This is a genomic window from Streptomyces sp. NPDC042638, assembly GCF_040647235.1.
In the GTDB taxonomy this organism is placed as follows: Bacteria; Actinomycetota; Actinomycetes; order Streptomycetales; family Streptomycetaceae; genus Streptomyces; species Streptomyces rameus.
The window spans coordinates 22,558-45,799 of record NZ_JBEZBT010000014.1 but is presented as its reverse complement, the minus strand read 5'-3'; the positions used below and the strand labels follow the sequence as shown (position 1 = coordinate 45,799).

16 protein-coding genes and 1 pseudogene are annotated in these 23,242 nt (G+C 71.2%); 13 read left to right on the top strand and 4 right to left on the bottom strand.

The annotated features are described in order from the left end of the window. The first annotated feature begins 136 nt into the window (after positions 1-136). The 6 genes from AB0B40_RS14365 to AB0B40_RS14340 are packed head-to-tail and all read left to right on the top strand — an operon-like array spanning position 137 to position 7,323. Positions 137-1,666: a gamma-aminobutyraldehyde dehydrogenase gene (locus AB0B40_RS14365; protein WP_345055192.1), complete on the top strand. Its 1,530-nt coding sequence runs from the start codon at positions 137-139 to the stop codon at positions 1,664-1,666. A 52-nt stretch (positions 1,667-1,718) separates the two neighbouring features. Further along, positions 1,719-2,966, top strand: a complete 1,248-nt coding sequence (locus AB0B40_RS14360) for a spermidine/putrescine ABC transporter substrate-binding protein (RefSeq protein WP_345055190.1) — start codon at positions 1,719-1,721, stop codon at positions 2,964-2,966. Continuing rightward, entirely contained in the window at positions 2,963-4,126 is a 1,164-nt protein-coding gene (locus tag AB0B40_RS14355) for an ABC transporter ATP-binding protein (RefSeq protein ID WP_345055187.1), read from the top strand. The genes AB0B40_RS14360 and AB0B40_RS14355 overlap by 4 nt, the downstream gene beginning before the upstream one ends. Next, positions 4,126-5,055: an ABC transporter permease gene (locus AB0B40_RS14350; RefSeq protein WP_345055185.1), complete on the top strand. Its 930-nt coding sequence runs from the start codon at positions 4,126-4,128 to the stop codon at positions 5,053-5,055. The genes AB0B40_RS14355 and AB0B40_RS14350 overlap by 1 nt, the downstream gene beginning before the upstream one ends. Then, complete coding sequence (locus AB0B40_RS14345) at positions 5,056-5,856, top strand: ABC transporter permease (protein ID WP_345055182.1); 801 nt, start codon at positions 5,056-5,058, stop codon at positions 5,854-5,856. A gap of 36 nt (positions 5,857-5,892) precedes the next feature. Beyond that, positions 5,893-7,323 carry an FAD-dependent oxidoreductase gene (locus tag AB0B40_RS14340; RefSeq protein ID WP_345055179.1) on the top strand — a complete coding sequence of 477 codons (1,431 nt, stop codon included), beginning with the start codon at positions 5,893-5,895 and terminating at the stop codon, positions 7,321-7,323. 4 nt (positions 7,324-7,327) lie between these two features. On the opposite strand, the gene AB0B40_RS14335 is transcribed toward AB0B40_RS14340, so the two are convergent. Continuing rightward, positions 7,328-7,504: a hypothetical protein gene (locus tag AB0B40_RS14335; RefSeq protein WP_362264014.1), complete on the bottom strand. Its 177-nt coding sequence runs from the start codon at positions 7,502-7,504 to the stop codon at positions 7,328-7,330. 130 nt (positions 7,505-7,634) lie between these two features. On the opposite strand from AB0B40_RS14335, the gene dnaA reads away from it, so the two are divergent. From dnaA to AB0B40_RS14320, 3 genes are all read left to right on the top strand, one after another. Beyond that, complete coding sequence (dnaA, locus tag AB0B40_RS14330; RefSeq protein ID WP_362264013.1) at positions 7,635-9,476, top strand: chromosomal replication initiator protein DnaA; 1,842 nt, start codon at positions 7,635-7,637, stop codon at positions 9,474-9,476. A 122-nt stretch (positions 9,477-9,598) separates the two neighbouring features. Then, positions 9,599-10,057: a hypothetical protein gene (locus tag AB0B40_RS14325; protein ID WP_345055173.1), complete on the top strand. Its 459-nt coding sequence runs from the start codon at positions 9,599-9,601 to the stop codon at positions 10,055-10,057. Between the two features lie 85 nt (positions 10,058-10,142). Continuing rightward, positions 10,143-11,951 (top strand): glycoside hydrolase family 18 protein, encoded by a 1,809-nt coding sequence (locus AB0B40_RS14320; protein ID WP_362264012.1) that lies wholly within the window; start codon positions 10,143-10,145, stop codon positions 11,949-11,951. Between the two features lie 79 nt (positions 11,952-12,030). Here the strand turns inward: AB0B40_RS14320 and AB0B40_RS14315 are convergent. Beyond that, positions 12,031-12,273: pseudogene (locus AB0B40_RS14315) on the bottom strand (hypothetical protein); the annotation flags it as partial. A 663-nt stretch (positions 12,274-12,936) separates the two neighbouring features. Then, positions 12,937-14,271, bottom strand: coding sequence for a 4-aminobutyrate--2-oxoglutarate transaminase (gabT, locus tag AB0B40_RS14310; RefSeq protein ID WP_362264011.1), 1,335 nt, complete (start codon positions 14,269-14,271; stop codon positions 12,937-12,939). Between the two features lie 291 nt (positions 14,272-14,562). Between gabT and AB0B40_RS14305 the strand changes: the two genes are divergently transcribed. The 4 genes from AB0B40_RS14305 to AB0B40_RS14290 all read left to right on the top strand — a co-directional run bounded on the left by AB0B40_RS14305 (position 14,563) and on the right by AB0B40_RS14290 (position 22,609). Next, complete coding sequence (locus AB0B40_RS14305) at positions 14,563-17,043, top strand: ATP/GTP-binding protein (protein ID WP_362264010.1); 2,481 nt, start codon at positions 14,563-14,565, stop codon at positions 17,041-17,043. A gap of 108 nt (positions 17,044-17,151) precedes the next feature. Then, positions 17,152-18,729 (top strand): PucR family transcriptional regulator, encoded by a 1,578-nt coding sequence (locus AB0B40_RS14300; RefSeq protein ID WP_345055164.1) that lies wholly within the window; start codon positions 17,152-17,154, stop codon positions 18,727-18,729. A 191-nt stretch (positions 18,730-18,920) separates the two neighbouring features. Then, on the top strand, positions 18,921-20,366 hold the full coding sequence (locus AB0B40_RS14295; protein ID WP_345055161.1) for an aldehyde dehydrogenase family protein: 1,446 nt from the start codon (positions 18,921-18,923) through the stop codon (positions 20,364-20,366). Between the two features lie 305 nt (positions 20,367-20,671). Then, the gene (locus AB0B40_RS14290; protein ID WP_362264009.1) at positions 20,672-22,609 is read left to right on the top strand and encodes an acyl-CoA dehydrogenase family protein; all 1,938 of its coding nucleotides are present in this window, start codon (positions 20,672-20,674) and stop codon (positions 22,607-22,609) included. A gap of 12 nt (positions 22,610-22,621) precedes the next feature. Here AB0B40_RS14290 and AB0B40_RS14285 read toward each other — a convergent pair whose 3' ends face one another. Further along, positions 22,622-23,080, bottom strand: coding sequence for a lamin tail domain-containing protein (locus AB0B40_RS14285; RefSeq protein ID WP_362264008.1), 459 nt, complete (start codon positions 23,078-23,080; stop codon positions 22,622-22,624). Between the last annotated feature and the right edge of the window lie 162 nt (positions 23,081-23,242).

Below are 23,242 nucleotides of genomic sequence, written 5' to 3'. Positions count from 1 at the left end.
ATTCCGTCGCGTAACCAAAAGGCAACAACGGAATCACTTGTTGGAGTCCTATTGCTCTGTCAGGATCGGCACTCAAATCGAGCTGGAGCTACGCCACCCACCCCCGGGACGGGGTGTACCGGCGGAGGAGAGCGACATGGACAACCCGGGCACCCCGGAACGATTCCCCGCGCGGGACCGGTTCGCGGACGGCGCGCAGTTCATCGCCGGACGGCTGACCAAGGGAACCTCGGGCCGCCACCACGCCGTGACCGACCCCGCCACCGGTGCGGAGGTCTACGCCTACGAGCTGGCCGGCACCGACGACGTCGACGCGGCCGTCGCCGCCGCGCGTGCGGCGTTCCCGGGCTGGGCCGCCGCCACGCCGGGCGAGCGCTCGGACGCACTGCACCGGTTCGCCGCCGTGCTCGCCGACCGCGCCGAGGACCTCGCCCGCGCGGAGTCCCTCCAGTGCGGCAAGCCGCTCAAGCTCACCCGCGAGTTCGACGTGCCCGGGACCATCGACAACACCGCCTTCTTCGCGGGCGCCGCCCGGCATCTGCAGGGGCAGTCCGCCGGTGAGTACTCCGGCGACCACACGTCGTACGTCCGGCGCGAGCCCATCGGGGTGGTCGGGTCGATCGCGCCCTGGAACTACCCCCTCCAGATGGCCGCGTGGAAGATCCTCCCGGCGATCGCCGCCGGCAACACCATCGTCCTGAAGCCCGCCGAGCTGACCCCGCTGACCTCGCTGCTGTTCGCCCAGGCCGCGACGGACGCGGGCATCCCGGACGGCGTGATCAACATCGTCACCGGGACCGGCAAGGGGGCAGGCGAGCACCTCGTCGGGCACCCCGACGTCGCCATGACCTCCTTCACGGGGTCCACGGGCGTCGGCAAGCGCGTCGCCGAGATCGCCACCGCCACCGTCAAGCGGCTGCACCTGGAGCTGGGCGGCAAGGCGCCCTTCGTGGTCTTCGACGACGCCGACCTGGAGGCCGCCGCGCACGGCGCCGTGGCGGGCTCGCTCATCAACACCGGGCAGGACTGCACGGCCGCCACGCGCGCGTACGTGCAGCGCCCGCTCTACGACGCGTTCGTGGAGCGGACGGCCGCGCTGATGGAGACCGTCCGGCTCGGGGACCCGTTCGAGGCCGGGACCGACCTGGGACCGCTGATCTCGCACGTCCAGCGCGACCGAGTAGCCGGCTTCGTGGACCGGGCCCGCGCCTACGCGCGCGTGGTGACCGGCGGCGAGGCCCCTCAGGGCGACCTGAAGAACGGCGCCTACTACCGGCCCACCCTGATCGCCGGCGCGGCCCAGGACAGCGAGATCGTCCAGTCGGAGATCTTCGGTCCGGTGCTGGTCGTACTGCCGTTCGACAGCGATGATGAGGGAATCCGGCTGGCCAACGACACTCCGTACGGCCTCGCCGCCTCCGCGTGGAGCACCGGCGTCTACCGCGCGAACCGGGCCACCCGCGAGATCAAGGCGGGCTGCGTCTGGGTCAACGACCACATTCCGATCATCAGCGAGATGCCGCACGGCGGCTACAAGGCATCGGGCTTCGGCAAGGACATGTCGGTGTACTCCTTCGAGGAGTACACGCAGGTCAAGCACGTAATGTTCGACAACACGGCGGTGGCCGAGAAGGACTGGCACCGCACGATCTTCGGGGACCGCTAGAGACGACCAGGCCGACGACCAGGCCGATCCCTCCCGAAAGGGCACCACGCGCATGGAGCAGTACCAGCCCGACCGTCTGACCCCGCCCCAAGTGGCCGCCATGCGGCGCAGCATGCGAAACGGCCGGGCCGCCCTGACCCGCCGTTCGCTGCTCCGGGCCACCGCGGGCGGCGCGCTCGCGGCCGGCGGCCTGGGGGCCCTGGGCGGCTGCGGTATCCCGGCGGCCGGCAAGGCGCAGGGCGGCACGTCCGCCGAGGACCACTCGGCCCGGGAGAAGAGCGTGAACTTCTCCAACTGGACCGAGTACATCGACGTCGACGACAGCGGCAAGCGCCACCCGACGCTGGACGCCTTCCGCAAGCGGACCGGGATCACGGTCAACTACACCGAGGACATCAACGACAACAACGAGTTCTTCGGCAAGCTCAAGCCGCAGCTCGCCGCGGGCCAGGACACCGGCCGGGACCTCATCGTCCTCACCGACTGGCTGGCCGCCCGCCTCATCCGCCTGGGGTGGGTCCAGAAACTGGACCCGTCCAACCTGCCGCACGCCTACACCAACCTGTCGCCCCAGTTCCGCAACCCGGACTGGGACCCCGGACGGGCCTACTCGTACCCCTGGCAGGGCATCTCGACCGTCATCGCCTACAACAAGAAGGCGCTCGACGGCATCGAGGTGAAGTCGGTCTCCGACCTGCTCGACAACCCCCGGCTCAAGGGGCGCGTCGGCTTCCTGTCGGAGATGCGCGACAGCATGGGCATGACCCTGCTCGACATGGGCAAGGACCCGGCGCGCTTCACCGGCGACGACTTCGACGCGGCGATCGCCCGCCTCCAGAAGGCCGTCGACAAGGGCCAGATCCGCCGCTTCACGGGCAACGACTACACCTCCGACCTCACCAAGGGCGACCTCGCCGCCTGTGTGGCCTGGGCCGGGGACGTGGTGCAGCTGAAGTCCGACAGCCCGGACGTCGACTTCGTCATCCCCGACAGCGGCTACATGACGTCGACCGACAACCTGTGCGTCCCCAACAAGGCGCGCCACAAGACGAACGCCGAGCGGCTGATCGACTTCTACTACGAGCCCGAGCAGGCCGCGGCGCTCGCCGCCTACATCAACTACGTGACTCCGGTCGACGGCGTGAAGCCCTACCTTGCGAAGATCGACAAGGATGCGGCGAACAATCCGCTGATCGTTCCCGACAAGGCCATGCAGGCGAGGTCCCATGCCTTCCGCTCCCTGAGCCAGAAGGAAGAGACGGCCTACGAAGAGAAGTTCGCGAAGCTCACAGGGGCGTGACGACGATGAAGACGACACCAGACAACAGCGGCGACGTCCGCCTCTCCGGTATCTCCAAGACCTACGACAACGGCTTCACCGCCGTGCAGCCGCTGGACCTGACCGTGCCCGAGGGCTCCTTCTTCGCCCTGCTCGGCGCCTCCGGCTGCGGCAAGACCACCACCCTGCGCATGATCGCCGGCCTGGAGGACCCCTCCTCCGGGACCGTGCGCCTCGGCGACCAGGACGTCACCCACCTGCCGCCGTACAAGCGTCCGGTCAACACGGTGTTCCAGTCCTACGCGCTCTTCCCGCACCTCGACATCTTCGAGAACGTCGCCTTCGGCCTGCGCCGACGCGGCATCAAGAGCGTGAAGAAGCAGGTCGAGGACATGCTGGAGCTGGTCCAGCTGGGCGAGCAGGCGCGCAAGAAGCCGCACCAGCTCTCCGGCGGCCAGCAGCAGCGGGTCGCCGTGGCCCGTGCGCTGATCAACCACCCGAAGGTGCTCCTGCTGGACGAGCCGCTCGGCGCCCTCGACCTCAAGCTGCGCCGCCAGATGCAGCTGGAGCTCAAGCGCATCCAGACCGAGGTCGGCATCACCTTCGTCCATGTCACGCACGACCAGGAGGAGGCCATGACCATGGCCGACTCGGTCGCCGTGATGAACGCGGGCCGGGTCGAACAGCTCGGCGCGCCGACCGACCTGTACGAGAACCCGCGCACCACCTTCGTCGCGAACTTCCTCGGCACCTCCAACCTCATCGAGGCCGAGGTCGACACGAAGAACGGCGACGACATCGTGCTCAGGGCGGGCGGCGGCAAGCTGGTGCTGCCCGAGGCGCGATGTTCCGCCCCGACCACGGCCGGCGGCAAGGTGCTGGTCGGCATCCGCCCGGAGAAGATCTCCCTCACCCACGCCGACGACGCCGGCTCCGTCCCCGAGGGCCGCAACCGCATCACCGGCAAGATCGCCGACGCCAGCTTCATCGGCGTCTCCACCCAGTACGTGATCGACACCCCGGTCTGCGACGAGTTCGCGGTCTACGTCCAGAACGTCGAGCGCGACGGCCGGCTCGTCCCCGGCGCCGACGTCGTCCTGCACTGGAGCCCGGCCCACACCTTCGGTCTGGACGCGGACCAGGACATCGACGCGGGCATCGAGGAAGAGGCGGCGGCCTGATGTCCACCCTCACCGAGGCACCCCCGCCGCTCGCCCCCGCCGAGCCGGAGCGGAAGCCACCGCGCAAGCGCGGCCGGTTCACTCCGTACTGGCTGCTGCTGCCCGGCATGCTGTGGCTGGTCGTCTTCTTCGCGCTGCCGATGGTCTACCAGGCCTCCACCTCCGTGCAGCAGGGCTCGCTGGAAGCGGGCTACAAGGTCACCTGGCACTTCGCGACCTACTGGCACGCGCTCACCGAGTACTGGCCGCAGTTCCTGCGGTCCGTCTCCTACGCCGCCGCCGCGACCGTGCTGTGCCTGCTGCTCGGCTACCCGCTGGCCTACCTCATCGCCTTCCGCGCGGGCCGCTGGAAGAACCTGATCATGATCCTGGTGATCGCGCCGTTCTTCACCAGCTTCCTGATCCGCACCCTGGCCTGGAAGACGATCCTCGCGGACAACGGCCCCGTCGTGCACACCCTGAACTCGCTGCACGTCCTGGACCTCACCAACTGGCTCGGCTGGACGGCCGGCGACCGGGTCCTCGCCACCCCGCTCGCCGTCGTCTGCGGACTGACGTACAACTTCCTGCCGTTCATGATCCTGCCGCTGTACACCTCACTGGAGCGGATCGACGGCCGGCTGCACGAGGCGGCCGGCGACCTGTACGCCAAGCCGTGGACGACCTTCCGCAAGGTCACCTTCCCGCTGTCCATGCCGGGCGTGGTCTCCGGCACGCTGCTGACCTTCATCCCGGCGGCCGGCGACTACGTCAACGCCGAACTCCTCGGCTCCACCGACACCCGCATGATCGGCAACGTCATCCAGACGCAGTTCCTGCGCATCCTGGACTACCCGACCGCCGCGGCCCTCTCCTTCATCCTCATGGCCGCCATCCTGGCCATGGTCACGATCTACATCCGCCGGTCCGGGACGGAGGATCTCGTCTAAATGCCCTTCGTCAACTGGTTCAAGCGCCGTCTCGTCGTCATCGCCGGGTTGCTGACGCTCGCCTATCTGCTGCTGCCGAACATCGTCGTCACGGTGTTCTCCTTCAACAAGCCGAAGGGACGCTTCAACTACGAGTGGCAGCGGTTCTCCACGGACGCCTGGAAGGACCCGTGCGGCGTCGCCGACATGTGCGGCTCGCTGTCCATCAGCCTCCAGATCGCCGTGTGGGCGACGGTCGGCGCCACGGTCCTCGGCACGATGATCTCCTTCGCGCTGGTCCGCTACCGCTTCCGCGCGCGCGGCGCCGTCAACTCGCTGATCTTCCTGCCGATGGCGATGCCCGAGGTCGTCATGGCCGCCTCGCTGCTCACGCTGTTCCTCAACATGGGCGCGCAGCTCGGCTTCTGGACGATCCTGATCGCCCACATCATGTTCTGCCTCAGCTTCGTCGTCACCGCGGTCAAGGCGCGCGTGATGTCGATGGACCCGCGCCTGGAGGAGGCCGCCCGGGACCTGTACGCCGGTCCCGCGCAGACCTTCCTGCGGGTCACCCTGCCCATCGCGGCACCCGGAATCGCCGCGGGCGCGCTGCTGTCGTTCGCGCTCTCCTTCGACGATTTCATCATCACCAATTTCAACGCCGGCTCGACCGTCACCTTCCCGATGTTCGTATGGGGCTCGGCGCAGCGCGGAACTCCCGTGCAGATCAACGTGATCGGTACGGCCATGTTCCTCATCGCCGTTCTCCTCGTCCTGACCTCGATGGTCGCCGGCAACCGCCGGAACAAGCAAAAGGCATAGCCCTTTTCGGCAAGTCCTCTGTAGGGAGTTGAAATCATGGCCCCAAGCGCCATGAGCCGTGGCACAGACAAGTGGATCGCCTCACTCTCCGAAGCCCAGCCGGTCCCGTACTGGCTGGAAGACCCCGGGAAGCCACACGCCGAACCCGCCCTCACCGGCACCGAGACCTGCGACCTGCTGGTCGTCGGCGGCGGCTACAGCGGGCTGTGGACCGCGCTGAACGCCAAGGAGCGCGATCCGCAGCGCGAAGTGGTGCTCCTGGAAGGCCGCGAGGTGGGCTGGGCCGCCTCCGGCCGCAACGGCGGCTTCTGCGCCGCCTCCCTCACCCACGGCCTGCCCAACGGCCTCACCCGCTGGCCCGACGAGATCCACAAGCTGGAGGAGCTGGGCCGGCGCAACCTCGACGGGATCGAGGACGCGATCAACCGGCACGGCATCGACTGCGACTTCGAACGCACCGGTGAGATCGACGTCGCCACCGAGACCTACCAGGCGTGGGAACTGCGTGACTGGCACCGCGAGCTGGAGGAGAAGGGGCTCGCCGACGGCGTCGAGTTCCTCGACACCGACGCCGTGCGCGAGCAGGTGAACTCGCCCACCTTCGAGGCGGGCCTGTGGGACCGCCGGGGCGTGGCCATGCTGAACCCGGCCAGACTGGCGTGGGGGCTGAAGCAGGCGTGCCTCCGGCTCGGGGTACGGGTGTACGAGCACACACCCGCCCTGACCTTGAAGAACTACGGCGCCGGGATGGCCGTACGCACCCCGTACGGCGCCGTCCGCGCGCGCAGGGTCGCGCTCGGCACGAACATCTTCCCGAGCCTGCTGCGGCGCGTGCGGTCGTACACCGTCCCGGTCTACGACTACGCGCTGATGACCGAGCCGCTGAGCGAGGACCGACTCGCCGAGATCGGCTGGAAGAACCGGCAGGGGCTGGGGGACAGCGCCAACCAGTTCCACTACTTCCGGCTGTCCGCGGACAACCGCATCCTGTGGGGCGGCTACGACGCGATCCACCACTACGGCGGCCGGGTGCGCGCCGAGTACGACGACCGGCCCGAGACGTACGCCAAGCTCGCGGGCCACTTCTTCACCTGCTTCCCGCAGCTCGAGGGCGTCCGCTTCACCCACGCCTGGGGCGGCGCGATCGACACGTGCTCCCGCTTCTCGGCGTTCTTCGGCACCGCCCACGACGGCCGCGTGGCCTACGCCGCGGGCTACACGGGCCTCGGCGTCGGCGCGACCCGGTTCGGCGCGGACGTCATGCTGGACCTGCTGGACGGGGAGCGCACCGAGCGCACCGAGCTGGAGATGGTCCGCAAGAAGCCGCTGCCGTTCCCGCCGGAGCCCTTCGCCTGGACCGGGATCGCCCTCACCAAGTGGTCCCTGGCCCGCGCGGACGCGCACGGCGGCCGGCGGAACCTGTGGCTGCGGACGATGGACCGGCTGGGGCTGGGCTTCGACAGCTGATCCCTCACGCGTCCCGGTCCCCGGAGGAGCTCTCCCCCCGCCAGGCGGCGTACAGCGTGGACAGACCGATCGCCACGATGGACACCGCCTCCGGTGCGACGCCGGACAGGACGAGGATGACTCCGGTCGACAGGACCGCGAGAAAGGCGACAAGATCGGTTCGCCCTCGGGGGCCGCGCATTGGTATCCCTTTCTGGTCTCCGGTGCGGGGGACAGGACAAGAGACTGGTGCGGTCGTCCGGTGTTGCGCCAGGCGGCACAGTTGCCACCTGCCGCAACACCGGGACGCCCGGCGCGCGAAGGGGGAGGGCATGAGCGTTCTGGTGCCGTTGGGCGGGGATCTCCCGGAGGAGTCGCGGGCGTTGGCGGAGGCGTTACGGCGCCTCTTCGACGGCCTCGGCATCAGTGTGCGGCGCTACGCGGCCCGCCGGCACCGGGACCCCGGCTCCCTCTCCCGGTTCCTCAACGGCACCCGCATACCCCCCTGGGAGTTCGTGCACGACCTGATCCGCGACGTCGCCGAGGAACAGGGCCGCGCCCCGACCCCCGAGGCCATCGAGCTGTTGCGCCGGCTGCACCGCACCGCACTGGCGTGCGGCGGTTCCGCGCTGAACCGGGTCCAGGCGCTGGAGGACGAACTCGCCGACGCCGACCGGCAGTCGATGCGCTCCGCGGCCCTCGTCCGGGCGCTGGAGGGAGCCCTGGCCGACGCCCAGCACCGCGCCGCCGACCTGGAGCTGCAGATCCGTCAGCTGCACGGCCACCAGGACCGCTCCGCCGCCGAGCGGGACAAGACCCTGCGTCTGTACGAGGACCAGGTGACCGCCCTGCTGAGAGAGCGGCAGGACCTCATGGAGCAGGTGGAGGCACTCGGCGAGGATTTGAAGGACGCCCACGCCCGGCGGGTGCGGGCCGAGCGGCGCTGCGAGGAACTGGAACGCCAGCTCGTCGCGGCCGAGGAACACGGGGAGGGGGAGAACCCGCCGGTCGCGGATGCCGCACTCAGGGATGCCCCACCCACGGATGCCCCACCCACGGACGCCGCAGCGAAGGACGCCGTCCCGCGCGGGCCGGTGGCCGAGGACACCGAGGCCCGCCACGGCCTCGACCCGCGCTTCGTCTTCGGCACGTTCGTCGTGGGCGACACCAACCGGTTCGCCCACGGGGCCGCCCGGGCCGTCGCGGAGGCGCCGGCCACCCTGTACAACCCGCTCTTCGTCTACGGGACGTCCGCCATCGGCAAGACGCACCTGCTCTGCGCGATCGGCCACCAGGCCCGGCGGGCCCGGCCGGGCACGCGGGTGCGCTATGTGACGGCGGAGGCGCTCGCCGACGAGTACCGCGGCGCCGGCCGGGGCGCCGGCCTCGACGCGTTCCGCCGGCGCTGTCTGGAGCCGGACCTGATCCTCGTGGACGACATCCAGTACCTCCCGGACCTGGGCGGCCTGCACGAGGAGTTCCGTCACCTCTTCGACGAACTGCACGGCGCGCACAAGCAGATCGTGGTCTCCTCGGACCGACCGCCCAAGCAGCTCACCCACCTGGGTGACCGGCTGCGGGCCCGGCTGGAGTCCGGGCTGATCACCCATGTCCGGCCGCCCGAGCAAGCGGTGCGGGTCACCCTGCTGCGGCGCAAGGCGGAGCAGGAGGGCATCACCGCGCCGCCCGAGACGCTCGACTACATCGCCTCCCACGTCGAGCGCAACGTCCGGGAGCTGGAGGGCGCGCTCGTCCGGGTCCGTGCGTTCGCGGCGCTGAACCGGCAGCCGATGGACGTCCAGCTGGCCGCGGTCGTGCTGCGCGACCTGGTCCCGGACCGCGGCCCCTCCCGCGAGGAGGAGGCGGCCCGCCGGATCATCGAGCTGACCGGAGACTACTTCGGGGTGACAGCCGCCGACCTGCGCGGGAAGGAGCGCGGCCGGGCCCTGGTCACCGCCCGCCAGATGGCCATGTACCTGTGCCGCGAACTCACCGACCTGTCGCCGCCCAGGATCGGCCAGCTCTTCGGCGGCCGTGACCAGTCGGCCGTCGACTACGCGGACCGGAAGCTGCGCGCGATGATGGCGGAACGGCGGTCCATCTACAACCAGATGACCGAACTGACCGCGAGGATCAAGGCCGTCGGCGGGCCGCGCCCCGACGGATGGGTGTGAGCCGGCTCACCCCAACGGGTCGGGCGAACCCGCGTAATGCCTCCGGAGAGTCCCCCTCTCTTCTCCCGACGCGACCGCGTCGCACGAGAGCACGAGAGCGCGAGAGAGAGGGAGGCTTTCTGATGACTGGGGCGAAGACGGCGGTCGAATGGCTGGCATCCGTCGCACCGGACCCCGAGGCCTGCCGCTGGGAGTGGGAACGCAACCCCCTGGGGGTCGCCCTGCTGCCCGCGGGCAGGGCGTGGGACGTCCTGATCCTGCCGGGTGACCTCGGCTGTCCGACCCTGGACGTACTCACCCGGGTCCTGGACCGGCCCGGACCGGTGCTCGTCGACTCCGGCGACAACCGGGTCGGCTTCTTCGTGCCCCCGGGCACCGCGGCCCGGTGGCTCGGCACGGGCATCCGCACCGCCGGACCGGGGACCTGGATCGTCGTGCCGTATCCCGGCCGGGCGACCCACGGTGTGCGCTGGCTGGTGCCGCCGGACGGCTCGGGCACGCTGACCGATCCGGCGCTGCTGGAGCTGGCGATGCACGAGGCGGCGGCGGGGCCGGCCCGGGAGAGGGGCGAGGGCGGGTAACGTCCGCACACCTTGACAACAGGATTGGTCTGGACCAAGTTGTGTGCGCTCCGCTCCTCCAACTCCCCTGATCCCGGAGGCCCTTGTGGACCGCGCCAGATGTCCCAGATTCGTCCTCGCCGCGCTCACGGCCGCACTGCTGGCCCTGCCCGGCATCACCGCGCTCTCGTCGGCCGCCCGTGCGGCCGACGTGGACGTCGCGGTCAACGGCGGCTTCGAGTCCGGCCTGACCGGCTGGACCTGCACCGCCGGCACGACGGTGAACTCACCGGTGCACAGCGGCGGTTCGGCGCTGCAGGCGACCCCGGCGGGCAGCGACGACGCCCAGTGCGCCCAGACGGTGAGCGTCCAGCCGAACGCGCAGTACACCCTGTCCGGTTACGTCCGCGGCTCCTACGTCTACCTCGGCGCGAACGGCACCGGCACCACCGACGTCTCCGCCTGGACCCAGTCCGCCCCCGACTGGCAGAAGCTGAGCACCACCTTCCGTACCGGCGCCGCCACCACCAAGGTCACGATCTACACCCACGGCTGGTACGGCACCGGCGCCTACCAGGCCGACGACATCACCCTGACCGGCCCCGGCGGCAGCGGCACCGGACAGCCGCCCGCCCCGCCGGCCGGCCTCAGGGCCACCTCCGTGACCGCGTCCTCCGTCGGCCTCTCCTGGTCGGCGGCGACCGGCGCGACGAGCTACGCGGTCTACCGCGACGGGGTCAAGGCGCTGACGATGACCGGTACTTCGGCGACCGTGTCCGGCCTCACGGCCTCGACCGCGTACAGCTTCCAGGTCACCGCGGTCAACGACGCCGGCGAGTCCGCGAAGTCCACCGCCGTGACCGCGACGACCAGCGCCGGCGGCGGCGGTGGATCGGGCGGCCTGCCCGCCCACGCGCTCGTCGGCTACCTGCACGCGAGCTTCGCCAACGGCGCCGGCTACACCCGCCTCGCCGACGTCCCCGACAGCTGGGACGTCATCGACCTGGCCTTCGGCGAGCCCACCTCGGTCACCTCCGGCGACATCCGGTTCAACCGCTGCCCCGTCACCGAGTGCCCGAACGTGGAGAGCGACGCCGACTTCAAGGCGGCCGTCAAGGCCAAGCAGGCGGCCGGCAAGAAGGTGCTGATCTCCATCGGCGGCCAGAACGGGCAGGTCCAGCTGACCACGACCGCGGCCCGCGACACCTTCGTCTCCTCCGTCTCGAAGATCATCGACACCTACGGCCTCGACGGCCTCGACATCGACTTCGAGGGCCACTCGCTGTCGCTGAACGCGAACGACACGGACTTCAGGAACCCGACGACCCCCGTGATCGTGAACCTCATCTCGGCCCTGAAGACCCTGAAGGCGAAGTACGGCTCCTCGTTCGTGCTGACCATGGCCCCGGAGACCTTCTTCGTGCAGAACGGCTACCAGTACTACGGCACCGGCAAGTGGGGCGGCCAGGACCCGCGCTGCGGCGCCTACCTCCCGGTCATCCACGCCCTGCGCGACGACCTCACCCTGCTGCACGTCCAGGACTACAACTCGGGTCCCGTCATGGGCCTGGACAACCAGTACCACTCCATGGGCGGCGCCGACTTCCACATCGCCATGACCGACATGCTCCTCACCGGCTTCCCGGTCGCCGGCGACCCGGCCAACGTCTTCCCGCCGCTCCGTCCCGACCAGGTCGCGATCGGCATGCCGGCGTCGACGAACGCGGGCAACGGCTACGTCTCCCCGTCCGAGGTCACGAAGACCCTGGACTGCCTGACGAAGAAGACGAACTGCGGCTCGTACGCGACCCACGGGACCTGGCCCGCCCTGCGCGGCCTGATGACCTGGTCGGTGAACTGGGACCGGTACGCGAACTGGGAGTTCGAGAAGAACTTCGACGCCTACTTCGGCTGAGGCCGCAGACGAGGGACAGGGTGGTCAGCAGCACGGTGCACAGACACCAGCTGGCCACCACGTCCAGCGGCCAGTGCCAGCCCCGGCGGACCAGGCCGTACGACACCCCGAGCACCAGGACCGCACAGCCGGCCACCAGTGAGCGGCGGGCGGCCGGCGAGCGGAGCCAGGGGAGCAGGAGCAGGGTCGCGGAGCCGTAGGCCACGGCCGCCGTGGCCGTGTGCCCGGACGGGAAGTAGCCGACTGCCGGGGGCACCACAGGGGTCCCCGGCCTCGCCGTCCACTCCTTCAGCGGTACGACGATCAACGGGACCAGCGCCATCAGGACGGCCGCGGCGAGCGGCGGCAGCCACCACCGGTCCGTGCCCGCCGCCCGGCCCCGCCACAGGACGCGGGCCACGGCGAGCGCGAGCACCGGGACGGCGACCTGGATGTCGCCGAGGTCGGACAGCAGCTCGGAGAACCGGTCGGGATGGACGAGGGCCCGGCTGAGCCGCGCGTCCAGGCCGAGCAGCGGGCCGTGGGCGAGGACCTGCCAGGTCGCCAGGGTGAGGAGCAGGGCCGGAAGGACCAGGAGCAGCACACGGCGGACGACGGTCGACACGGCGCCCAGCTTGGCAGACATACCCGGACGCGCCGGGAAGGAGGTCGGCCGCCCCGGAACAGGGGGGGTAGTTCCGGGGCGGCCGACCGGACCGGAACGTCGCTCGCCCCGGGGGGTTTGGGGCGGCGACCGTCCGATCGGTGAGGAGATCCCGGCGTCAGGCGCCGGTTGTGTGCGCGAGGGCACGACCAGGTCGAAGCTGGGGAGGCCCCGGCCTGGAGCCGCCCACAGTCCCCTGTGGGCGGGGTGTATCTCTCATCTGGGAAGAACCTACGACAGGCCGAGGCGCTTGGGCAGACGGAATCCATTCCCGTCATCCACCCCGCACACCTTCTTCACACGGCCTGCCGCAGGCGCCCGTCAGAGGTGCGGACCCGTCGCTCAGACGCGCGCGAAGGCCTGCTCGATGATGTCGAGGCCCTCGTTCAGCAGGTCCTCGCCGATGACCAGCGGCGGCAGGAAGCGCAGCACGTTGCCGTAGGTGCCACAGGTCAGGACCAGCAGGCCCTCGGCGTGGCAGGCCTTGGCCAGGGCGGCGGTGGCCTCCGGGTTCGGCTCCTTGGTCGTACGGTCCTTGACCAGCTCGATGGCGATCATGGCGCCGCGCCCACGCACGTCACCGATGACGTCGAACTTCTCGGCCATGGCGGTGAGGCGGCCCTTCATGACCTCCTCGATGCGCTTGGCCTTGCCGTTGAGGTCCAGCTCCTTCATGGTCTCGATGGCACCGAGCGCACCGGCGCAGGCGACGGGGTTGCCGCCGTAGGTGCCACCGAGGCCACCGGCGTGCGCGGCGTCCATGATCTCCGCGCGCCCGGTGACGGCGGCGAGCGGCAGACCGCCGGCGATGCCCTTGGCGGTCGTGATCAGGTCCGGGACGATCCCCTCGTCCTCACAGGCGAACCACTGCCCGGTCCGGCAGAACCCGCTCTGGATCTCGTCGGCGACGAAGACGATGCCGTTGTCGTTGGCGAACTTCACGATCTCCGGCAGGAAGCCCTTGGCCGGCTCGATGAAGCCGCCCTCGCCGAGCACCGGCTCGATGATGATCGCGGCGACGTTGTCCGGGCCGACCTGCTTGGTGATCTGGTCGATGGCCTGCTTGGCGGCCTCGGGGCCGGCGTTCTCGGCACCGGTCGGCCAGCGGTAGCCGTACGCCACCGGCACGCGGTAGACCTCGGGCGCGAACGGCCCGAACCCGTGCTTGTACGGCATGTTCTTCGCCGTCAGCGCCATGGTGAGGTTGGTCCGCCCGTGGTAGCCGTGGTCGAACACCACGACGGCCTGCCGCTTGGTGTACGCACGCGCGATCTTCACGGCGTTCTCGACGGCCTCGGCGCCCGAGTTGAACAGCGCGGACTTCTTGGCGTGGTCACCGGGGGTCAGCTCGGCCAGGGCCTCCGCGACCTCCACGTAGCCCTCGTACGGGGTGACCATGAAACAGGTGTGGGTGAAGTCGGCGAGCTGGGCGCTCGCGCGCCGCACGACGGCCTCGGCGGACGCGCCGACGGAGGTCACGGCGATGCCCGAGCCGAAGTCGATCAGCCGGTTGCCGTCGACGTCCTCGATGATGCCGCCGCCCGCGCGCGCGGTGAACACGGGCAGCACGGAGCCCACGCCCTGCGCGACCACGGCGGTGCGGCGAGCCTGAAGCTCCTGCGACTTCGGGCCGGGGATGGCGGTGACGACGCGGCGCTCCTGCGGAAGTGCGGTCATGGGGGGCTCCCTGATGATCTTGCGTACCGGGCGTTCCCGGGCGGTTCCGGGCGGTGCGTTTACGGACGCATACCTTCTTTTCTCGCAGGCTAAGACCGCTTCCGGGGGGTGGGCATGCTCCATGTGGGCGTTGTCGGCGCCTGCCCTTGTCCGCGATGGACATAGCCCGCCCGGGCGGCAGCCGGCCCTCTCGGCCACGTAAGCGGTGAACTCCCCTTGCTTGGGCGTTAGATTGGCTCGCTGATGCTGGACGAAACGGCGGACGGAACGGCTGGTCAGGGGGCAAGGTCGATGGAAAGCGACGGAACGCGGGACACCCGCGGCACGCACCCGAACCCAGTACCACGGCCGACGGCGCCGCCGGGCGCGCCCGCGGCCCCGCCGAGCGTGCCGCCGTCGTACACCGGCGGCGCCGCGGCCTACAGCGACTCCGCCGTGCCGCCGAGGCCGACGCGGGCACCGGGGACGCCGACAACCGGCGGCAGGCCACCCTCGGCCGCGCCCGCTGAGCCTCCCCGCTCGCCCGTCGCCGACTGGCTCGACGAGCCGCGCCCGGCGGCCGAGCCCGGCATCTGGCGCTACGGCTACCGCGTGCCCGAGGCCGCGCGCCAGGAACAGCGCCTGGCCCCCGTCACCATCGTGGGCTTCTTCGTCCCCCTTGCCGCGGGGCTCTTCGTGTGGTCCCTGTGGCGGCACGGCAGCATCCCCTACCAGTGGGCCGTCCTGAAACTCCTCACCCCGGACGACTGGTGGTGGGGCGGAACCACGTCACCGAAGGGCTACCAGGGGGCAGAGGCCATCACGGTCGCCGACGGCGTGGCCTTCGCCGTCATCCTCTTCGCCATGGCGCACCTCGGCAGCTGGCCGGACATCATCCGGCACGTCGTCACCCGCCGCGCACAGCCGGGTCGCGCCCTGATCGCGGCCTTGGGCGCGCTGGTCGCCCTCGCCTTCGTCTTCCCCAGCGCCTTCGGCCTCGGCTGGAACGCCCTGCCTGTTCAGGATCCGCTGTTCTCCCTCATCGTTCTGATCACCGGCAACTACGAGGTGTTCGGGTCGGTGCTGCTCACGGACGGGTTGTATGCGCTGATCACCCTGCTGGTGCTGTGGCCGTTCGCCCGGATCGGCGGTTGGTTGCCCCTGGCGAAAGAGGCGATCGCCGCACGCGGGCAGGCCCAGATCGCCCAGGTCGCCGAGCCGGCCGTCGACCGGCGGCCGTCACACTGGCCCGAGCTGCGCGAAGCCGGCCAGCACCAGGCAGCGGACGTGCTCACCAGTGAGCTGCACACCGGCCGGATGAACGATGTGGACTGCGTGAGGGTCGGCCACAGGTGGACCGTCGCCCGGACCAGTGCGCGGCTCTCCTCGTTCACCGAGACAGTGCTGCGCGAAGGTGGCGCTGCCTGGACCCACCCCTCCGGCGACCGCGACCTGTCGGGCCGCTCCGCCCGGCACGACCTGCTGGCCGGGCAGGTACGCATCGGGCGCTGGCCGGCCGGAGACCGCACCCCGCTCGTCTACGGCGGGGCCGGAGCGGCGCTCGGGCCCGACACCCTCGGCACTTCGCTACTGGCCGTGGGACCCTCCGGATCCGGCAAGACACGCCACCTGGTCCGGCCCGTCGTCGAGTCGCTCGCCCTGCAGGCCCTGACCGGAGAGTGCGCTGTGGTCGCCGTCTGCGCGGCCGGCACCCCGCTCGGGCCCGACTCCGCCTTCGACGTCGTCGTACGCCTCGGAGACCCGGCGTCCGTGTACGACCTCGACCCGTACGCGGACACCAGCGATCCGGACGAGGCGGCGGCCTTCCTCGCGGAGGGCCTGGCCGGTGACCTGGACGCGGTCAGCGGTCAGCGGGCTGTCACGACCCTGGCCCAGCTCCTCGGCCCGTACCGAGCGGCGTACGGACGTTTTCCCGCGCTGCCCCAGCTCCGCGAGCTGCTGGAGGGCGACCCCTCGGCCCTGGCCGCACTGCGTGCGGCACTCGAGGGGGAAGAGCACACCGCGATGCGCCGAGAACTCGACGCCCGGGCTCGGCAGACGGGCAGCGCAGGCGATCCCGGTCCGGTACTGGCCGACCGGCTGGCCGTTCTCGACCGCCCGGCCTTCGCCGGATTCTTCGGCGCCGACCAAGGGGCCCGGCCGTTCTCGCTGAGTGCCGTCGCCCAGCATCCGCTGCGGGTCAGGATCGACCTGCCCGACCGTGGGTACGAGGAGGCGTCGCGCCTCGTCACCCGGCTCCTGCTCGCCCAGTTCGGTGGCGTGGCGACGGCGGGTGAAAGGACGCACTTCGCCTGCCTGGTCCTGGACGACGCCACCGGCGTCGTGACGGCCGAGTCGGTGCGGCGCATCCAGCGTCTGCGCTCCCGCAACGCGGGTGTGGTACTCGCCCTGCGCACCGTCGGTGACGTGCCCGAGGCGCTGCACGGACCGCTGTACGCGGCCGTGGGCTGCCGGATGGCGTTCTCCGGAGTCACCACCTGGGACGGCAGCCGGTTCGCGGACGCCTGGGGCACCCAGTGGGTGGAGGCGCGGGACGTGGCCCGGCACACCGTCTTCGCGAACCAGCCGATGACCCGGGCTATTCATGCCTTGCGCAAGCTGGTGACCGGAAAGGCGGTCACCACGGAGGCTGTCACCGTTCGGCAGGTCGAGCGGGAGCGGTGGTCGCCTTCTGAGTTGGCTCATGGGGTGCCGCCGGGGCACGCGGTGTTGTCGTTGACCACCGTGCGGGGTGAACACGCGCCGCCGTTGCTGGTGGATCTGCGGAGCTGAGGGCGCCAGCGGGCCGTCGTACGGTGAGGCAGAATCGGCGTAGGCCGTTCATACGCGGCGGCCAAAAGATCACCGTGATCGCCGGATCTCCCTCACCGTGAAGGCCCCATGCCCCCGACTCTCGCCTCGCTCGTCCACCACTCCGCGCTCAAGCTGACCGTGCGCGCCGGCGAGGACCGCCTGGACGTGCCCGTCCGCTGGGCGCACGTCAGCGAGCTGGCCGACCCCGTGCCCTACATGGAGGGCGGCGAGCTGCTGCTGATCACCGCGCTGAAGCTGGACGCGGACGATCCCGAGGCGATGCTGCGGTACGTGCGACGGCTGGTCGGCGCGGGAGTCGTCGGACTCGGGTTCGCCGTCGGCGTCAACTACGAGGAGACCCCCGAGCCCCTCGTCGACGCCTGCGCGCAGGAGGGGCTCCCCCTGCTGGAGGTGCCCCGCCGCACCCCCTTCCTCGCCATCAGCAAGGCCGTCTCCGCGGCGATAGCCGCCGACCAGTACCGCGCGGTCACGGCCGGCTTCGCCGCCCAGCGCGAGCTGACCAGACAGGCGCTCACCACCGGCCCCGAGGGCGTCCTCACCGCACTCGCCGCGCAGGTCGACGGCTGGACGGCCCTGTACGACGCCTCGGGCGCCGTCGTCGCCGCCGCGCCGGAGTGGGCCGGCCGCCGCGCCGCCCGCCTCACCGGCGAAATAGAACGGCTCCGGGAACGGGCCGCCCCCGCCTCCTCCGTGGTCGGCGGACCCGAGCACGAGGACCGCGTCGAGCTGCACTCCCTGGGCACCGGCCGACGCCCGCGGGCCGCCCTCGCCGTGGGTACGGCCGCCACGCTGGGCACCGCCGAGCGGTACGCCGTCCACTCCGCCATCGCCCTGCTCACCCTCACCACCGAACGCTCCCGCTCCCTGCACGCGGCCGAGCAGCGCGTCGGCACGGCGGTGCTGCGGATGCTCCTCGCCGGCGAACCCGACCACGCCCGCGCCGTCGCCGGGGACCTGTACGGCGGGCTGCTGGACGCCCCGTTCCGGATGATCCTGGCCGAGTCCGGGTCCGGCCCCGCGGGCGAACCGCTCAGCGACCTGGCGGAGACCGTGGAGTCCGCCGCCGCCCGCTCCGGGGAGGCCGTGCTGGTCGTGCCCGAGGGCGAGCGGCTGGTGGTGCTGGCCGCCGACGAGGGCACGGCGGTGGCCGCGTGCGCCGCGTACGCGACGGCGCGGGAGGCCGAGCGGACGGCGCCCGAGCAGGGACGTGCGGACGAGGACGAACTGGTCGTCGGCCTCTCGGCGCCCTCCGGGCCGATCGCGGCCGCAGCGGCGTACAAGCAGGCCGAGCAGGCGCTGTCGGTGGCGCGGCGGCGCGGGCGGGTCTTCGTGGAGCACGAGCAGCTGGCGGCGGGGTCGGTGCTGCCGCTGCTGGCCGACGACGCGGTGAAGGCGTTCGCCGACGGGCTGCTGCGGGCGCTGCACGAGCACGACGCGACCGGGCGGGGGGACCTGGTCGCCTCGCTGCGGGCGTGGCTGTCCCGGCACGGGCAGTGGGACGCGGCCGCGGCCGACCTGGGCGTCCACCGGCACACGCTGCGGTACCGGATGCGCCGCGTCGAGGAGATCCTCGGCCGGAGCCTGGACGATCCCGACGTCCGGATGGAGCTCTGGCTCGCGTTGAAGGCGACGTCGGGGGAGTGACGTGCGGGGGAGTGACGCCGGGGGAGCAGCGGGCTGCCGGCCCGGGCTGCGCAGTCCCCCTATGACGCCAAAGCGGAGCGGCCCCGGCCGCGACTGCTACGACTCGGACAAACGCCCCCAGGGCGCCCCCGCCCTACCGTGGACCACGCAAGCCAAGCACACCCCCAACGCGGAAGGGCCGGGACTCGTACATGACTTCCACCCATGCCTTCTGGCTCGCCGGCCGCCAGGTCACCGGCGAGGACACCTTCGACGTCACCTCGCCGTGGGACGGCCGGCTCGTCGGCAAGGTCAGCGTGCCGACCGACGCCCAGGTCGAGGAGGCCGTGGCCGCCGCGTACGCCGTGCGGGACGAGTTCGCCGCCACCCCGGCGCACGTACGTGCCGCCGCCCTCGACCACGTCAGCAAGCGGCTGGCCGAGCGCACGGAGGAGATCGCCCAGCTGATCTCCGGCGAGAACGGCAAGCCGATCAAGTGGGCCCGGGGCGAGGTCGGCCGCGCCGTCTCCGTGTTCCGGTTCGCCGCCGAGGAGGCCCGCCGGTTCAACGGCGGCGAGGCCCAGCGCCTCGACACCGACGCCGGCGGCCAGGGCCGCCTGGCCCTCACCCGGCGCTTCCCCAAGGGTGTCGTGCTCGGCATCGCGCCGTTCAACTTCCCGCTGAACCTGTGCGCCCACAAGGTCGCCCCGGCGATCGCCGCCGGTGCCCCCATCATCCTGAAGCCGGCCCCGGCCACCCCGCTGTCCGGCCTGATCCTCGGTGACCTGCTCGCCGAGACCGACCTGCCGGCCGGCTCCTGGTCGATCCTGCCGGTCGCCAACGACAAGATGCCCGCCCTGGTCCAGGACGAGCGCCTGCCGGTCATCTCCTTCACCGGTTCGGAGAAGGTCGGCTACGCGATCATGGACTCGGTGCCGCGCAAGCACTGCACGCTGGAGCTGGGCGGCAACGGAGCCGCGGTCGTCCTCGGCGACTACGCCTCCGACGCCGACCTGGACTGGGCCGCGACCCGCATCGCGACCTTCTCCAACTACCAGGGCGGCCAGTCCTGCATCTCGGTGCAGCGGGTGATCGCCGACGCGTCCGTGTACGACCGGCTGCTGCCGCGGATCGTCGCCGCGGTCGAGGCCCAGGTGACCGGCGACCCGTCCGACGCCAAGACCGACGTCGGCCCGCTGGTCAGCGAGGACGCCGCCAAGCGCGTCGAGGCGTGGGTGAAGGAGGCCGTCGAGGCCGGCGCCACGCTCCACACCGGTGGCGACCGTGACGGCGCCTCCTACGCGCCGACCGTCCTCACCGGCGTCCCGGCGACCGCGACCCTCGCCTGCGAGGAGGTCTTCGGCCCCGTCCTCACCGTGACGAAGGTGGACGGCGAGGCCGAGGCGTTCGCCGCGGTCAACGACTCCAAGTACGGCCTCCAGGCGGGCGTGTTCACGCACGACCTCCAAGTCGCCTTCCGTGCCCACCGCGCCCTCGAGGTCGGCGGTGTGGTGGTCGGCGACGTCCCGTCCTACCGCGCCGACCAGATGCCGTACGGCGGCGCCAAGCAGTCCGGTGTGGGCCGCGAAGGCGTGCGGTTCGCGATGGAGGACTACACCTACGAGCGCGTGCTGGTCCTCACCGGTCTCGCGCTCTGACCTGCCACGGACAGGTCAGAAAAGGAAACGGCCGCAGCCCACTGTGCGGGGGCTGCGGCCGTTTCCGGCTGCGGTGACGAAGCGGGCCGTGGAGTCCGGCCGCCAGGAGGGCCCGCGCGGGTCCCGGATCGAGGTCGCCACCTCCCGGCCCTGACCCCGGCGCCGAACCCCGGTCCGGAACCCGTGTGACCCGATCGGACCGCGAGGGGTGGTGGGGGCGGCCCGTTTCAGGTACCAACGATCCAGTAGCACTGGTCGGTATGGAACGGTCCGCAATCATCCCTCTTCGCGGCGAGGTGAGCCTCATGTCCGCCCCCACCACCCAACGCACCACCGTCACCGAACGCGAGGCACGTCAGGTGGCGGAGGCCGCCCGGCAGCAGGACTGGCACAAGCCCAGCTTCGCCAAGGAGCTGTTCCTCGGGCGCTTCCGGCTCGATCTCATCCACCCGCATCCGCTCCCCGACGCCGAATCCGTCCGGCGCGGCGAGGAGTTCCTGGCGAAGCTGCGCGCGTTCTGCGAGACGACGATCGACTCCGCCCGCATCGAACGGGAGGCCCGCATCCCCGACGAGGTGGTCGCGGGCCTGAAGGAACTCGGCGCACTCGGCATGAAGATCGAGCCGAAGTACGGCGGCCTGGGCCTCACCCAGCTCTACTACAACAAGGCCCTCGCCCTGGTCGGCTCCGTCAGCCCCGCCGTCGGCGCGCTGCTCTCCGCCCATCAGTCGATCGGTGTACCGCAGCCGCTGAAGCAGTTCGGCACCCAGGAGCAGAAGGACGCCTTCCTGCCCCGCTGCGCCCGGACCGACATCTCCGCGTTCCTGCTCACCGAGCCGGACGTGGGTTCCGACCCGGCCCGCCTCGCCACCACGGCCGTACCCGACGGCGACGACTACGTCCTCGACGGGGTGAAGCTGTGGACCACCAACGGGGTGGTCGCCGACCTGCTCGTGGTCATGGCCCGGGTGCCGAAGTCCGAAGGCCACAAGGGCGGCATCACCGCGTTCGTGGTGGAGGCGGCCTCGGAGGGCATCACCGTCGAGCACCGCAACGCCTTCATGGGCCTGCGCGGCATCGAGAACGGCGTGACCCGCTTCCACCGGGTCCGGGTGCCCGCGGCCAACCGGATCGGCCCCGAGGGCGCGGGCCTGAAGATCGCGCTCACCACGCTGAACACGGGCCGGCTGTCGCTGCCCGCCATGTGCGCGGGTGCCGGCAAGTGGTGCCTGAAGATCGCCCGTGAGTGGGCGGCGGAGCGCGAGCAGTGGGGCAAGCCGGTCGCGCTGCACGAGGCCGTCGGCTCCAAGATCAGTTTCATCGCGGCCACCACGTTCGCGCTGGAGGCCGTGCTCGACCTGTCCTCCCAGATGGCCGACGAGGACCGCAACGACATCCGCATCGAGGCCGCCCTGGCCAAGCTCTACGGCTCCGAGATGGCCTGGACGATGGCCGACGAACTGGTCCAGATCCGCGGCGGACGCGGCTACGAGACGGCCGAGTCCCTCAGGGCGCGCGGCGAACGCCCGGTCCCGGCCGAGCAGATCCTGCGCGACCTGCGGATCAACCGCATCTTCGAGGGCTCCACGGAGATCATGCACCTGCTGATCGCGCGGGAGGCCGTGGACGCCCACCTCTCGGTGGCCGGTGACCTGATCGACCCCGACAAGTCGCTGGCCGACAAGGCGAGGGCGGGCGCGGGGGCGGGCGTCTTCTACGCCAAGTGGCTGCCGAAGCTGGTCGCCGGACCAGGTCAGCTTCCGACCTCGTACAGCCAGTTCAAGCAGGGTGTCGACCTCTCCGGCCACCTGCGCTACGTCGAGCGCACCGCCCGCAAGCTGGCCCGGTCCACCTTCTACGCCATGTCCCGCTGGCAGGGCCGGATGGAGACCAAGCAGGGCTTCCTCGGCCGGATCGTGGACATCGGCGCCGAGCTGTTCGCGATGAGCGCGGCCTGCGTCCGCGCCGAGCGGCTGCGCGGCGAGGGCGAGCACGGCCGTGAGGCGTACCAGCTGGCCGACGCCTTCTGCCGCCAGGCCCGCATCCGGGTGGACGAACTCTTCACGCGCCTGTGGACCAACACCGACGACCTGGACCGCAAGGTGGTCAAGGGGGTCCTCGGCGGGGCCTACACCTGGCTGGAGGAGGGCATCCTCGACCCCTCGGGGCAAGGCCCGTGGATCGCCGACGCGACCCCCGGAGCCTCGGCCCACGAGAACGCCCGCCGCCCCTTCGGCGGCTAGGCGGTCGGGCGGCTAGCAGTACTTGTCGCTCGGGTCCCGCGTCGTCCAGGAGCAGGAGGAGACCTTGGTGCCGCTCGCCCTGGTCAGCGTGGCCGTGTCCCTGTCGTTGTTCCAGACGTAGGCACGCCGGTCCTGGTACTTGTCCGACGCGGTGTCCGAGCCGCTGCCGGTGTGGACCTTGAGGTACTTCCCGGCGCCGATCCTGACGTCCGGGAAGACGTACCGGTGGTTGGAGGCGTCCTTCAGCACCCAGCCCCTGAGCGAGACCGCCGAACGGCTGGTGTTCCTCAGCTGCACCCACTCGCCGTTCAGGCTCTTGTTGGAACGGTTGTCCGAGCCGGGGCTGTCGAACCACACGTGGTGGATCCGCACGCCCCCGGCGGCCTCGGCCGGAGTGCTGAGCAGGGTGCCGGTGAGCAGGGCCGCGCCGGCGAGGGCGGGCAGGGCAGCGCGCAGCCGCACAGTACGCATGGAGAGATCCCCCCAGGATGTCGTCCGCGAGAACATGTGGAAGGAAGTGTTATCACATGATCTTCACGGTGACTCCACATCGGGAGAACGACAGGAGCACCGCTCCGCCCGGCGGGGAAGGCCGCCGGTGCACCCGCCCGGGGGACGCACTGTCCAGGCCGT

Coding starts and splice junctions, on each gene's coding strand:
- AB0B40_RS14365 (WP_345055192.1), top strand. CDS start 137: ATGGACAACCCGGGCACCCCGGAACGATTCCCCGCGCGGGACCGGTTC.
- AB0B40_RS14335 (WP_362264014.1), bottom strand. CDS start 7,504: ATGCGCGGCCCCCGAGGGCGAACCGATCTTGTCGCCTTTCTCGCGGTC.
- AB0B40_RS14305 (WP_362264010.1), top strand. CDS start 14,563: ATGGAAAGCGACGGAACGCGGGACACCCGCGGCACGCACCCGAACCCA.
- AB0B40_RS14345 (WP_345055182.1), top strand. CDS start 5,056: ATGCCCTTCGTCAACTGGTTCAAGCGCCGTCTCGTCGTCATCGCCGGG.
- AB0B40_RS14295 (WP_345055161.1), top strand. CDS start 18,921: ATGACTTCCACCCATGCCTTCTGGCTCGCCGGCCGCCAGGTCACCGGC.
- AB0B40_RS14340 (WP_345055179.1), top strand. CDS start 5,893: ATGGCCCCAAGCGCCATGAGCCGTGGCACAGACAAGTGGATCGCCTCA.
- AB0B40_RS14300 (WP_345055164.1), top strand. CDS start 17,152: ATGCCCCCGACTCTCGCCTCGCTCGTCCACCACTCCGCGCTCAAGCTG.
- AB0B40_RS14350 (WP_345055185.1), top strand. CDS start 4,126: ATGTCCACCCTCACCGAGGCACCCCCGCCGCTCGCCCCCGCCGAGCCG.
- dnaA (WP_362264013.1), top strand. CDS start 7,635: ATGAGCGTTCTGGTGCCGTTGGGCGGGGATCTCCCGGAGGAGTCGCGG.
- AB0B40_RS14285 (WP_362264008.1), bottom strand. CDS start 23,080: ATGCGTACTGTGCGGCTGCGCGCTGCCCTGCCCGCCCTCGCCGGCGCG.
- gabT (WP_362264011.1), bottom strand. CDS start 14,271: ATGACCGCACTTCCGCAGGAGCGCCGCGTCGTCACCGCCATCCCCGGC.
- AB0B40_RS14290 (WP_362264009.1), top strand. CDS start 20,672: ATGTCCGCCCCCACCACCCAACGCACCACCGTCACCGAACGCGAGGCA.
- AB0B40_RS14360 (WP_345055190.1), top strand. CDS start 1,719: ATGGAGCAGTACCAGCCCGACCGTCTGACCCCGCCCCAAGTGGCCGCC.
- AB0B40_RS14325 (WP_345055173.1), top strand. CDS start 9,599: ATGACTGGGGCGAAGACGGCGGTCGAATGGCTGGCATCCGTCGCACCG.